Genomic DNA, 13,409 nt, shown 5'->3' with positions numbered 1-13,409 from the left:
CCTCCTATTTATCAAACAATTACTTTTTAGCTTCTTCAAGGTTAAGCGTCATGAAACGAAGAACATCGTCGTTGATTTTCATCAAACGGCTGAATTCTTCAATCGCTTCAGTGTTACTGTTAATGTCAAGGACAATGTAGATACCGCTGTTGAAATCGTTGATTTCGTAAGCAAGACGTTTTTTGCCCATTTGCTTGACTTCATTAATTTCCGCACCATTATCAGTAAGGATTCCGTTGAAACGCTCAACAAGAGCTTTCTGTGCATCCTCTTCGATGTTTGGACGGATAATGTACATAATTTCGTAGTTACGCATTCCGTTCACCTCCTTTTGGTCTAACGGCTCTTATAATGATAAGAGCAAGGAGTAAGTATACAAAGATAATTACTCACAGCTTTAGATTATATCAAAATGCACCTATTTTAGCAAGGTTTTATTCATTATACGTTGAAACGGAAGTGAATGACGTCTCCGTCTTTTACGATATATTCTTTTCCTTCTAGTCGTACTTTTCCTTTTTCTTTCGCTGCTGCCATCGTACCTGCTTCGACGAGATCGTTATACGCAACGATTTCAGCACGGATAAATCCACGCTCGAAATCAGTATGAATGATACCAGCTGCTTGAGGAGCTTTCATTCCAAGACGGAAGGTCCAAGCACGCACTTCTTGCTCACCCGCTGTAAAATAAGTAGCGAGACCAAGTAGGTCGTATGATGCTCTGATCAGCTTGTTAAGACCTGGTTCAGCTATGCCGATATCTTCTAGAAACGCATCTTTCTCTTCACCGTCTAGCTCAGCGAGCTCAGATTCGATTTTCGCGCACACTACGATTACCTCAGCGCCTTCTTTTGCTGCGTATTCACGCACTTGTGCAACGTGTTCGTTATCGGCTGGATCGAGCAAATCATCTTCATCTACGTTTGCTACATAGAGGACAGGCTTTTTCGTAAGAAGGTGTAGACCATATACGATCTTCTCTTCTTCTTCCGTTAGCTCGATGCTGCGAGCTGATTTTTCATCTTCTAGTGCTTCTTTAATCTTCTTCAAGACGTTATATTCAGCTAGGGCCTCTTTGTCTTTCTGTTTAGCCATCTTTTCAACTCTGCCAATGCGTTTATCGACTGTTTCCAAATCAGCAAGGACGAGCTCAAGGTTAATGGTTTCAATATCAGAAATTGGATCTACCTTACCTGATACATGAGTGATGTTCTCATCATCGAAACAACGAACGACTTGAGAAATTGCGTCTACCTGACGAATATGGGATAGGAACTTGTTCCCAAGACCTTCACCCTTACTTGCACCTTTTACGATACCTGCGATATCAGTAAATTCAAAAGCAGTAGGGACGGTCTTCTTAGGGTTTACGAGCTCAGTTAGCTTTTGAAGACGCTCATCTGGTACTTCAACGATTCCAACGTTAGGATCGATTGTACAGAATGGATAGTTAGCAGATTCTGCTCCTGCTTGTGTGATTGCATTAAACAATGTTGACTTCCCAACGTTCGGAAGTCCGACAATACCGGTGGTTAAAGCCATCTCGGTCACTCCTTCAATAAATCAGCCGTTTGGCATCTATTTTTTTATAACAGTAAAAACAGCTTATAGCGCTGTTTTTGACATTACTTTTTAACGAATAAACTAGAGACATACCTTTTCCAATTATAGAGATTCAAAGGGGAAAACACAAGCTTTGCTCACTTGTTCGCACAAAAAAAGACCGTCTCATTAACGGTCAAGAATCAGCACGTTCTAGTACTTTTTTTATTTTTCTAGAAAATTCTCTGCGTGGTAACATCACACTATGATTACAGCCGAGACACTTAATCCGAATATCTGCACCCATGCGAATAATTTTCCATTTATTTTCACCACATGGATGGGATTTCTTCATTTCGACTACATCGTTCAGCTCAAATTCTTTCTCATTCACAATGCTCCATCCCTTCTATACTTTTTCTTGAACCTCTGCTTGTTCATCCCGCTGATACATAACGAGACGAGGGAACGGTATTTCGATTCCTTTTTCGTCAAGACGCTGCTTAACCGCTTTTCGAACTTCTCTTCCTATACCCCAATGTTCCATCGGTCGTGTTTCAGAAATAATCCGAAGAACAACGTCTGAAGCGCCTAGTGTCTGCACACCCAGGTACTCAGGCTTAACGATCATCGCTTCAAATTGGTCATAAAGCTCGTCCAATAATTCAATAATGATTTCTTCTGCTTCATGAATCTGTTCCTCATAAGCAATACTTACATCGACTACTGCGATACTATTGTGTATAGAAAAGTTTGTAACCTGGCTTATGTTTCCATTCGGGATGATATGCAGTTCTCCTGTCCAGCTTTTAATCTTGGTAACTCGAAGACCGATTTCTTCCACAAACCCTTCAATCCCCGTGATACGAACATAATCACCAACGGAAAATTGTTTCTCGAAAATAATGAAGAACCCTGTAATCACATCTCTTACGAGGTTTTGAGCTCCAAAACCTACTGCAAGACCGACAACACCAGCACCTGCAATCAATGTGCGAACATCAACCTCAAATTCGCTCAAGATCATGACGAGTGCTACAAAGTAAGTGACGTACGTCAAGACATTCTCGATCAAGCGAATAAGAGTCGTTTCTCTTCGCTCTGACAATCGAAGTGGGCTTTTCAAACGAATGGCAAAGATGTGATTCAAAGCTGTTTTGGCTAAACGAATGAACAACCATGTTCCAACAAGGATGGCAAGAATCCTAAAGATTCTTCCCGAGATGTCGATCCATAATTCGCGATTGGCTAGAAACTCGTAAATAGTGAGCCATAGTTCTTCTACCACACCCATACCTCATCTCTCCCGTTCCAATATTAATCCTACTGTTATGATAACAAATCATAACGCTTCAGAACGGGAAAAATCAAGATAGAAGCCAAAATATAAAGGTTAAGCACGCCGTATAGAGGGTATAAAAAAGCAACTAATGTTGAAAACCCGAATGTTGTAAAAGGAATCATGACAGTTACAATAATCAATGCAATGATCCAAAGAGGAAGATTGACCATATCGCGGAACCGTGCGGTAAGACCAAAAACTCCACTTACAGCTGTTGTATATATCGCTGTCCATAATAAGAACGACATGATTAACACCATATAGTAAGGGTAGCTTTTTAGAATCGCAAACAATGGAATTTCATAGACAAGTAAGTCATGAGCCACTTGAATTAATGATTGATTGTATAGAAAAGATAGCCCTCCTAGTATCACTCCACTGCCTATGCTTGCTATCAAAATTTCACCTTTATGTTTAATCTGATGACCAACCGCTGAAAGAACAGCAACAAGAGGTAGAATATTTAGAGCTGTAAAAGTAAATGCTGCTGGCCAATTTGATTGCTTCATCCAATCAAATAGCATCGCATTCACATTTGATTTAATAAACAGAAGAAGAACTGCTAGCAGTAAAATAATGAGCAGGGGTAAGATAATCGCATTCATGGAGAGCATGCCGTTAATATCCCAAAAGAATAAGACGACGACCAGGATAGCGAGAACTCCTATCCCTATCCAATAAGGGAAATGCAACACTTCCATTGTAGCGCCACCGCCAGCAAACATTACAATCGTAGTCGTAAATAAATAAAGGATGATTAATAGATCGTACAGCCCAGTCAGTTTCTTGCCTACTAACCTCTCGAGAATCGGTAAGTAATGTGATGATTGCGTTTCATAGCTGATTTTCATGATGACATAGCAACAGATACTGAACATGACTGTGAATAGAGCGATAGCTAGGACACTTTCATGTCCAAAAAATTGCCACAGCTCTCTTCCAGAAGCATACCCCGCTCCGATCATCGTACCAAGTATGAGGAACATCCACTTCATCCCACCGTTTAACAAGGCATTCCCTCCTTTACTAGTTCTTTGACTATATTTCATTTATGTTGAAGAAAAACGAAGCTTTATGTATAGATCACCTTAAGTTTCCGTATACTGTTACTACTATTACAAAGGAGAGAATCCTATGAATCTTCGAGACAAGTTTTTTCAAAAAAAGCCTGTAGCATATCGAATCCATCATGAGGATACTCTTGCCATAAAAACGACTGAGGAAAAGATTACGAATATGCTCCCTAGAAAACGAGCTGAAGAAATTGTAATCGTTTGTATTGGTACTGATCGATCTACCGGAGACGCGCTCGGTCCTCTCGTAGGAAGTAAGCTGAATCAACTGAATTTACACGCTACTGTATATGGTACGCTAGAGTCTCCCGTACATGCTGTAAATTTAAATGACGTGATGACAACGATTGAGAAGACTCATCACAATCCCTTTATTATTGGAATCGATGCTTGCCTTGGCAGGCTACACTCAGTAGGCATTATCACGGTTGGAGATGGGCCAGTGAAACCAGGTGCTGGCGTGAAGAAGGAACTGCCAGAAGTGGGCCATATCCACTTAACAGGGATTGTAAATGTGAGTGGGTTCATGGAATATTTTGTTCTTCAGAATACACGCTTAAATCTTGTCATGAAAATGGCCGATATTATGGCTGAAAGTCTCAACGGTGCGATAGAAGCTTATTACTCTTCAACAGAGCAAGAAAGTAAATTGAATAAGCAGATCAAATCATGGAGCGATGATCTTTTTCAAATTCCATAAAAAAACCCCTTTTCTCGGAACTCTAGTCCGGAAAAGGGGTTTTTTTATAAGATGAAATAAAGACATGTGACGAGCGTTACTGCCACTAGTAACCCAGGGAGGAAATTCGCTACACGAATTTGTGTTAATCCTAATAAATTCAGTCCTATGGCTAATATCATGATTCCACCTGCAGACGTTACCTCTGCAATGAATGCATCAAGCAACGCTTGGGGAACAAAGCGGTCGATTTGAGATGCAAAAAGAGCAATAAACCCCTGGTAGATCATAACAGGGAAGGCAGAAAACAAGACACCATACCCAAGGGTTGCCGTAAACATGATTGCCGTAAAACCATCTATTAGTGATTTCGTGAAAAGAACAGAGTGATCGTCACGAAGTCCACTATCTAAAGCTCCTAGGATCGCCATCGCCCCAACCACGTACACAAGCGTAGCCGTTACAAAAGCTTGCGCAACGCTTCCTTCAGATGCAGCCCCTGTTTTTCGTTCGATCCAGCGACCTAAGGTTTTCAGCTTTCCTTCAAGGTCCCAATACTCTCCAAGAATTCCCCCGACTACTAAACTACCAATCACAACGAGAAATTGTTCACTCTTCATAGCCATTTGAAGGCCGATTACGGCAACAACAAGTGCTAACCCCTGCATAATCGTCGTTTTCATACGCTCAGGTATTCTTCTACTAAATGTTCCAATTAATGTTCCAATCATGATTGCAAGACCATTAACTACTGTACCTAATAGGACCATCTTACCTCTCCTTAGCCGAAATAACCTTCTACTATTTCTTGAAGCGCGGTTAACACCTGTTCAATTTCTTCTTCCGTATTATATGGACCTACACTGATCCTTACAGCCCCACATTCAGATGTCCCAATCGACTCATGTCCGATCGGAGTACAATGTAGTCCTGCCCGGACAGCGATATCGTAGTGCTGGTCCAAAATAATCGCGATTTCTTGACCGTCAATCCCTTCAATGGTAAATGGAACAACTCCAAGACGATTGGAAGAAGGCCCATATATCGTTACATAATCAATTGAACGTAATCCGTCGATCAGTTTGGATATAAGGAGTTGCTCATGTCGATGAATCGCTTCGAGACTTAATCTCTTCACAGTTTCGAGGCCAGCTAGAAGCCCTGCAATACCTGGAGTGTTCAATGTTCCACTCTCAAGGTACTCAGGGTACACTTCTGGCTGTTGAATCGACTCTGACTGACTTCCTGTCCCACCTTGTTGAAGTGGTTCGAGATCCACTCCTTTACCTACTATAAGAACCCCAGTACCTTGAGGACCGAGTAACCCTTTATGACCTGGAAACGCAAGTAGATCGATATTCATATTCTCCATACTAATCGGTAGAACACCTGCTGTTTGCGCGGCATCTACGAGAAACGTTATGCCCCTCTCCTTTGCAAGCTTCCCAATTTCTTTGATAGGAGTGATTTTGCCTGTTAAATTGGAACCATGAGAGACAACGATCATTTTTGTTTGAGGTGTTACCTCTTTTTCAAAAGCATCCATATCAAAGTCTTCAGTCACACCAGAATCAAAGTAGGTAATCTCAATACCTGACTTCTCTTTCATGTTCTCAAGAGGGCGACGTACAGAGTTATGTTCATAGGATGTCGTCAACACGTGATCACCGCTTTGAAAACGAAATCCTTTTATTCCTTGGTTAAGCGCGGAAGTTGCATTGGAAGTAAAACAAACGCGATCTGGGTATGCAAACCCAAAAAAGTCAGCAAGCTGTTCTCTTGCTTGACTAATTACCTCATTCGCTTTCACAGCCATCCTATGCCCGCTTCGCCCTGGATTTGCAGCGTATTCTGTTAGCGCTTTTGTCATAGCTTCCACCACTTCTGGTGGCTTCGGAAATGACGATGCAGCTTGATCGAGATACATAAAACAAACACCTCCGCTTTTTCACCTATAATAAAAGCATAAACTGCTTTTCAGTTTATGCCGACTACTATTGCTCACCTTTTTCTAATACGTCTAAAATCCGATTTAAATCTTCCTGTGAGAAAAACTCAATTTCAATTTTGCCTTTTTTCTTCGTCCTTTTGATTGAAACCGAAGTCCCAAAACGTTCCCGAAGAACATTTTCTTTATCTTTTAAGAAAGGATCGGGCTTTTCATCCTTTTTTGTTTCACGTGAAACGTTATTATTCATACCATTGATAAGATGCTCCAGCTGTCTCACGTTTAGCTTTTCAGCGATTACACGTTCTGCTAACGCTTTTCTCGCATCTTTATTTTTCAATCCTAATAGAGCTCTACCATGCCCCATCGTCAACTTACCTTCTGCTATATACTCTTGTACTTCAGAAGAAAGTTGGAGCAACCGGAGAAAGTTAGCAAGATGGGGTCTGCTTTTACCAAGCCGCTTCGATAACTCTTCTTGTGTAACATCGGTTTCTTCCATTAATTTCTGATAAGCCAACGCCTCTTCAATTGGATTCAAATTCTCTCTTTGAAGGTTTTCAATCAAGGCGATTTCCATCATTTTTCGATCCGTAAGGTCTCGAACAACTGCAGGAATTGTTTTGAGCCCCGCTTCTTTTGAAGCGCGATAGCGTCGTTCCCCTACTACAATTTCATACCCTTTTATGCTTTTCCTTACGATCACTGGTTGAAGAACCCCGTATGTTTGAATAGAGGAACTCAATTCTCCGATCGCTTCAGCATCAAACTTTTTTCTAGGTTGGTATGGGTTAGGACGCAGTTCATTTAAAGGAATATCTTTAACGGTTTCATCTTCCTTTTGAGAAGGGAAAAATGCATTTATCCCTTTGCCTAATCCACGATTAGCCATTTCCTAACACTTCCTTTGCAAGTTCTAAATAAACTTCCGCTCCTCTAGATTTAGAATCATAAGCTATAATCGGTTTGCCATGGCTTGGCGCTTCCCCTAATCGAACATTTCTTGGAACGATCGCTTTATAAACTTTCTCTTGGAAGTACTTCTTCACTTCTTCAATAACTTGAATACCTAAATTTGTTCTAGCATCTAACATAGTAAGTAGAACACCTTCGATTTTCAAATCGGTGTTTAAGTGTTTTTGTACAAGTCGAACAGTATTTAAAAGTTGACTTAACCCTTCCAACGCGTAATATTCACATTGAACAGGGATAAGAACTGCATTAGCCGCTGTTAGAGAATTGATTGTAAGTAAACCTAGTGATGGAGGACAATCTATTATAATATAATCATAGTTTTTTTCAACTTTCGCTAACGCTCTTTTCAAACGTACTTCTCTTGAAATGGTGGGGACAAGTTCAATTTCTGCCCCTGCAAGCTGAATCGTTGAAGGAATGACGTGGAGATTTTCAATCGAGGTCTGCTGCATAATATCACTTGCATCTTTATCATCAACTAGAATATTGTACACACAGTGATCGATCGCACCTTTTTCCACACCCACACCACTTGTTGCATTGCCTTGTGGATCAATATCAACGAGAAGCACCTTTTTACCGAGAGAAGCTAGACAGGCACTTAAATTAACTGAGGTTGTCGTCTTTCCTACCCCGCCTTTTTGATTCGCAACAGCAATAATATTAGCCAATGTTTCACCTACTCCTTAGAACGACATTTCTACCTCATATTTTATCATGATTAGAATATTTTGGATGTTGTTTTGACAAATAAAAAAACACCTAGTCCAAACTAAAAACTCATCCTGCTCGGATGAGTTTTTACTTCTTTTTGGGAATGCGAATTGTAAACTGGTAATATTCTTCGTGCTCTTCTTCATCAGTATCGATCGATAGTCCACTTTCCGTAACCATATCAAGAGATTGACGAATGGTGTTCACAGCAAGACGCATGTCCTTACTGAAGGACTTCTTTGTTGGCTTTGGCTTTGGAGTGGAACCTTCCAACATCCGCACAACTCTTTCCTCTGTCTGCTTAACGTTCCATTGCCTCTCGATCACCTCTTCAAGTACCTTCACCTGATTCTCAGGATTTTTAAGAGGGATCAATGCTCTTGCATGTCTTTCAGTAATTTGTTTATTTAAAAGTGCTTGCTGAATAGGTTCCGGTAGTTTCAATAACCGAAGCTTATTTGCAATTGTTGATTGCCCTTTTCCAAGTCGTTGCGCGAGGCTTTCTTGAGTTAAATTATGAAGCTCTAATAGCTGTGAATAAGCCATTGCTTCTTCAATTGCTGTCAACTCTTCCCTCTGTAAGTTCTCTATTAAAGCGATCGATGCTGTTTGCGAATCATTAAATTCTTTAACGATTGCAGGAATCCGCTCCCACCCGAGCTTTTTCACTGCTCTCCAGCGGCGTTCTCCGGCAATAATTTCATATTTGCCTTCACGTTCTCGCACCACAATAGGCTGGATAATGCCATGTGTTTTAATAGTCTGAGATAGTTCAGCGATTTTTTCATCTATAAAAATTGTTCGAGGTTGGAAACGATTCGGAATAATTTCTTCAACGAGGATGTGCTTTACTTCGTCCTGGTCAGATTCCATCGCCTCATTTTTTTCTTCGTTCAATCCGAAAAGACGTGAAAACGTATGTTTCATCGCCCAACACCACCTTTAATCGACTCCTTAACTGATTCGTTACCCTGAACTAAAAATCCTTCTAGACATAGCGTTCCACGTGAAACACTTTTCCGTTCAAATGCAGACCATTTCTATTATAAAGGATTTTTATTGGGTGTGCCCGGCTTTCTTGGATATTTTTTTGGTGTCGATTTGATTTTTTTAATAGTGACGATATTCCGCTCACTTTCTTCAATAGGTAGAGAAAGTTTGTCGATCTTTTCTATTTTACCACCAAGTAAGGTTATTGCTTGTTTTCCAGCTTTCAGTTCTTCCTCGACATTCGGTCCTTTTAATGCAACAAAATAGCCTTCTGGTTTTACTAGCGGTAAACACAATTCACCTAGAACAGACATCCGTGCTACAGCTCTAGCTGTAACCACATCATACTGTTCACGATACGTTTTGTTCTTACCAAATAGTTCAGCGCGATCATGACAAAAAGAAACACCCGTTAAATTCAATTCTGACGCCAAGTGTTCTAGAAATCCAATTCGTTTATTAAGTGAATCGACGATTGTGACGCGTAGGTGAGGGAAGCAAATTTTAATAGGTAAGCTTGGAAATCCCGCTCCTGCTCCTACATCGCAAATATGTAAATCAGATGAAAAATCAAATGAAAATGCTGCCATAATGGAGTCAAAAAAGTGCTTTTCATACACTTCTTCTTTGTCGGTTATGGCTGTTAAGTTCATTTTTTCATTCCATTCTACCAAAATATCATAGTATGTTTGAAATTGTTGAAGTTGCTCTGAAGAAAGGGAAATCCCTTTCTCCTCCAGCAACCCCATGAATTGTTGTTCGTTCATGGCTACCTCACTTTATCGATTATTTTGCAATTTTAGCTATTTTGCCTTGCTCAATATAGACAAGTAAAATAGAAATATCTGCCGGATTTACTCCTGAAACGCGTGAAGCCTGGCCGATCGAAAGAGGGCGAACCTCATGTAGCTTCTGTTTCGCTTCATTTGCTAGTCCATTGATCGCAGCGTAATCAATATTTTCAGGAATCTTCTTCTCATCCATTTTCTTCATACGCTCAACTTGTTGCAAACTCTTCGTAATATAGCCTTTATATTTAAGTTGGATCTCTACTTGTTCTGCTACATCTTCTGGTATTTCTTCATCAGCAGGAGCAAGCTGTTTGATGGCTTCATAACTTACTTCAGGACGCTTTATTAAGTTAGCTGCATGTGCAGCTTCTTTTAAATCAGTACCATACTTGCTTAGAACATCATTAACTTCAGCAGTTGGTTTAATAACGACAGATTCCAGTCGCTTGATTTCTTTTTCGATTAGCTGTTTTTTTGCTGTGAAGCGACTGTATCGATCTTCTGGAATCATGCCAATTTCATGTCCAATCTCAGTTAATCTCAAGTCAGCATTATCATGGCGAAGTAGCAATCTGTATTCTGCACGTGACGTTAACAAACGATAAGGTTCATTTGTGCCTTTTGTTACAAGATCATCGATTAATACCCCAATGTAAGCTTGTGAACGATCCAGAATAACTGGTTCGCGGTTCTGTGCATTTCGTGCCGCATTGATTCCTGCCATTATTCCTTGTCCTGCAGCCTCTTCATAGCCTGAAGTACCGTTAAGCTGGCCAGCAGTGAATAGATTCTTCACTGTTTTTGTTTCTAAAGAAGGCCAAAGCTGGGTAGGTACGATTGCATCATACTCGATCGCATAACCCGCACGCATCATCTCTACGTTTTCAAGACCCGGTACCGTCTTAAGAATTTTACGCTGCAAGTCTTCTGGAAGACTCGTTGATAGCCCCTGCACATAAACCTCTTTCGTATTGCGCCCTTCAGGCTCTAAGAAAATCTGATGACGAGGCTTATCATTAAACCGGACGATCTTATCTTCGATCGAAGGACAATAGCGTGGTCCTGTGCCCTCGATCATGCCGGAGTACATAGGGGAACGATGAAGGTTATCGTTGATAAGCTTATGCGTTTCCTCACCTGTATACGTTAGCCAGCACGGAAGTTGATCCGTAATAAATTCCGTCGTTTCATATGAAAATGCTCTTGGCTTTTCGTCACCTGGTTGAATTTCCGTCTTACTATAATCGATCGATTTATTGTTCACACGAGGTGGTGTTCCTGTCTTAAATCGAACCATATCGAAACCAAGTTCTTGTAAATGATAAGAAAGGTTAACAGAAGGCTGCATATTATTTGGACCACTCTCATAAGAAAGGTCTCCAAGGATAATACGGCCGCGAAGGAATGTACCTGTTGTAAGAATAACTGATTTCGCTTCATATTGAGCACCAGTTTTTGTTTCTACGCCTGTACATACGCCGTCTTCAACAATCAGCTTCTCAACCATCCCTTGCAGTAGCGATAAATTATCTTGCTCTTCCAGGGTTTTCTTCATTTCACTTTGGTAAAAGACCTTATCAGCCTGTGCACGCAGTGCTCTAACAGCTGGTCCTTTACCTGTGTTCAACATTCTCATCTGAATGTGTGTTTTATCAATATTTCGCGCCATTTCGCCGCCTAGTGCATCAATTTCCCTAACAACGATCCCTTTTGCAGGACCCCCAACACTGGGGTTGCAAGGCATGAATGCAACAGAGTCAAGATTAAGTGTCAGCATAAGTGTCTTTGCACCCATTCTTGCCGAAGCAAGACCTGCTTCTACACCGGCATGACCTGCGCCAACGACGATTACATCATAAGAATCGGCTTTGTAACCCATTGCCGTATTCCTCCTTTTATATACTTATTTCCCAAGACAAAATTGTGAGAATAACTGATCGATCAAACTCTCAGATACCGTATCGCCTATGATCTCCCCTAGTAATTCCCATGTTCGAGTAATATCAATCTGAACCATATCAACCGGCATCCCCGCTTCAATCGCACTCAAGGCATCTGCTAGAGTTTTCCTAGATTGCTCAAGTAATGCAATGTGCCTGGAGTTCGATACGTAGGTTAAATCCTGTGATTCAACCGCTCCTTCAAAGAATAGTTCAGAAATAGATTGTTCTAACTCATCTACTCCCTGTTCATTCTTTAAGGAAGTCGTAATAATCGGATGCTCTTCCGCTAACTGTTTCACTTTCTCTATATCAAGCTTTTCTTCAAGATCTGTTTTGTTTACGATAACGATCACATCCATACCCTCGACTGCTTTGAAAAGCTGTTCATCTTCGTGAGTAAGTTCATCGTTATGATTAAGAACGAGTAAAATGAGATCTGCTTGCTTCAAACGCTCTCTAGATCGTTCTACTCCAATTCTTTCGACAAGATCTTCGGTTTCACGTATACCAGCCGTATCGACGAGTCTCAACGGTACTCCTCTTACGTTCACATACTCTTCGATCACATCTCTTGTTGTACCAGGTACATCTGTGACAATCGCTTTGTTTTCATGAACAAGACTGTTCAATAAAGACGATTTACCTACGTTTGGCCTTCCTACAATAACAGTAGAAAGTCCTTCTCTTAGGATTTTACCTTGTCTCGCTGTGACGAGGATGCGTCTGATCTCCTCTTCAACCTCTTTTAACTGATTTGTTAAAAGCTCCTGAGTCATTTCTTCTGCATCGTACTCTGGGTAGTCGATATTCACTTCAACGTGTGCAACAGTCTCGAGTAATTGCCTTCGAAGCGTTGAAATCAACGAAGATAAACGACCTTCCATTTGATTCAAAGCCACATTCATCGCTCTGTCAGTTTTTGCTCGAATAAGATCAATGACACCTTCTGCCTGAGAAAGATCGATTCGACCGTTGAGAAAAGCTCGTTTAGTAAATTCCCCTGGTTCAGCCAGTCTTGCACCACTTCTTAATACAAGTTCCAGAACGCGATTGACTGATACAAGTCCACCATGACAATTAATTTCGACAATATCTTCCCTTGTGAATGTTCGAGGCCCCCTCATGACAGAAACCATGACTTCTTCAGCTAACTCGTTTGTATCCGGGTCGATAAGGTGTCCATAGTGAATGGTATGAGAGTCTACTTTTCCTAGCGGTTTTGCACCTTTATAGAGCTTATCAGCAATCTCTACTGCTTCAGAACCACTTAACCGTACGATTGCAATCGCCCCTTCACCCATAGGGGTCGATATCGCTGCTATCGTTTCATATTCCATTTTGTTCACCTCTCTTATCTATAAAAATGATGATCTATTTACTATATTTCTTATATGATTGAAGACTAGTATTAG

The 13,409-nt window shown here is 40.8% G+C and carries 14 protein-coding genes; 1 reads left to right on the top strand and 13 read right to left on the bottom strand.

Annotated elements, in window-relative coordinates; all coding sequences use genetic code 11:
* Positions 1–19: 19 nt before the first annotated feature.
* The 5 genes from rpsF to SJY16_RS01050 form a co-directional block, all read right to left on the bottom strand.
* Positions 20–316 carry a 30S ribosomal protein S6 gene (rpsF, locus tag SJY16_RS01070; RefSeq protein WP_377887219.1) on the bottom strand — a complete coding sequence of 99 codons (297 nt, stop codon included), beginning with the start codon at positions 314–316 and terminating at the stop codon, positions 20–22.
* Positions 317–441: 125 nt separating this feature from the next.
* Positions 442–1,542 (bottom strand): redox-regulated ATPase YchF, encoded by a 1,101-nt coding sequence (ychF, locus tag SJY16_RS01065; protein WP_377887218.1) that lies wholly within the window; start codon positions 1,540–1,542, stop codon positions 442–444.
* A gap of 196 nt (positions 1,543–1,738) precedes the next feature.
* Positions 1,739–1,936 (bottom strand): DUF951 domain-containing protein, encoded by a 198-nt coding sequence (locus tag SJY16_RS01060; protein WP_377887217.1) that lies wholly within the window; start codon positions 1,934–1,936, stop codon positions 1,739–1,741.
* A gap of 15 nt (positions 1,937–1,951) precedes the next feature.
* Complete coding sequence (locus SJY16_RS01055; protein WP_377887216.1) at positions 1,952–2,836, bottom strand: mechanosensitive ion channel family protein; 885 nt, start codon at positions 2,834–2,836, stop codon at positions 1,952–1,954.
* 35 nt (positions 2,837–2,871) lie between these two features.
* Entirely contained in the window at positions 2,872–3,894 is a 1,023-nt protein-coding gene (locus tag SJY16_RS01050) for a YkvI family membrane protein (protein ID WP_377887215.1), read from the bottom strand.
* Positions 3,895–4,018: 124 nt separating this feature from the next.
* On the opposite strand from SJY16_RS01050, the gene yyaC reads away from it, so the two are divergent.
* Positions 4,019–4,657: a spore protease YyaC gene (yyaC, locus tag SJY16_RS01045; protein ID WP_377887214.1), complete on the top strand. Its 639-nt coding sequence runs from the start codon at positions 4,019–4,021 to the stop codon at positions 4,655–4,657.
* Positions 4,658–4,701: 44 nt separating this feature from the next.
* Here the strand turns inward: yyaC and SJY16_RS01040 are convergent, their stop codons facing one another.
* The 8 genes from SJY16_RS01040 to mnmE form a co-directional block, all read right to left on the bottom strand.
* Positions 4,702–5,406, bottom strand: coding sequence for a DUF554 domain-containing protein (locus SJY16_RS01040; RefSeq protein ID WP_377887213.1), 705 nt, complete (start codon positions 5,404–5,406; stop codon positions 4,702–4,704).
* A gap of 11 nt (positions 5,407–5,417) precedes the next feature.
* Positions 5,418–6,563 (bottom strand): aminotransferase class V-fold PLP-dependent enzyme, encoded by a 1,146-nt coding sequence (locus SJY16_RS01035; protein ID WP_377887212.1) that lies wholly within the window; start codon positions 6,561–6,563, stop codon positions 5,418–5,420.
* A 67-nt stretch (positions 6,564–6,630) separates the two neighbouring features.
* A complete protein-coding gene (locus SJY16_RS01030) occupies positions 6,631–7,476 on the bottom strand; it encodes a ParB/RepB/Spo0J family partition protein (protein WP_377887211.1) in 846 nt (281 codons plus the stop codon).
* Entirely contained in the window at positions 7,469–8,230 is a 762-nt protein-coding gene (locus tag SJY16_RS01025) for a ParA family protein (protein ID WP_377887210.1), read from the bottom strand. Before SJY16_RS01025 ends, SJY16_RS01030 begins: the two co-directional genes overlap by 8 nt.
* Positions 8,231–8,360: 130 nt before the next feature.
* Complete coding sequence (gene noc / locus SJY16_RS01020) at positions 8,361–9,200, bottom strand: nucleoid occlusion protein (RefSeq protein WP_377887209.1); 840 nt, start codon at positions 9,198–9,200, stop codon at positions 8,361–8,363.
* 116 nt (positions 9,201–9,316) lie between these two features.
* Positions 9,317–10,030 (bottom strand): 16S rRNA (guanine(527)-N(7))-methyltransferase RsmG, encoded by a 714-nt coding sequence (gene rsmG / locus SJY16_RS01015; RefSeq protein ID WP_377887208.1) that lies wholly within the window; start codon positions 10,028–10,030, stop codon positions 9,317–9,319.
* A 19-nt stretch (positions 10,031–10,049) separates the two neighbouring features.
* Positions 10,050–11,933, bottom strand: a complete 1,884-nt coding sequence (gene mnmG / locus SJY16_RS01010; RefSeq protein ID WP_377887207.1) for a tRNA uridine-5-carboxymethylaminomethyl(34) synthesis enzyme MnmG — start codon at positions 11,931–11,933, stop codon at positions 10,050–10,052.
* A gap of 24 nt (positions 11,934–11,957) precedes the next feature.
* Positions 11,958–13,334 (bottom strand): tRNA uridine-5-carboxymethylaminomethyl(34) synthesis GTPase MnmE, encoded by a 1,377-nt coding sequence (mnmE, locus tag SJY16_RS01005; RefSeq protein WP_377887206.1) that lies wholly within the window; start codon positions 13,332–13,334, stop codon positions 11,958–11,960.
* Positions 13,335–13,409 lie beyond the last annotated feature (75 nt).

The sequence above is a fragment of the Alkalihalobacillus sp. R86527 genome (assembly GCF_042466185.1).
Classification (GTDB): Bacteria; Bacillota; Bacilli; order Bacillales; family Guptibacillaceae; genus Guptibacillus.
This window is presented reverse-complemented; position numbering and strand designations above follow the sequence as displayed.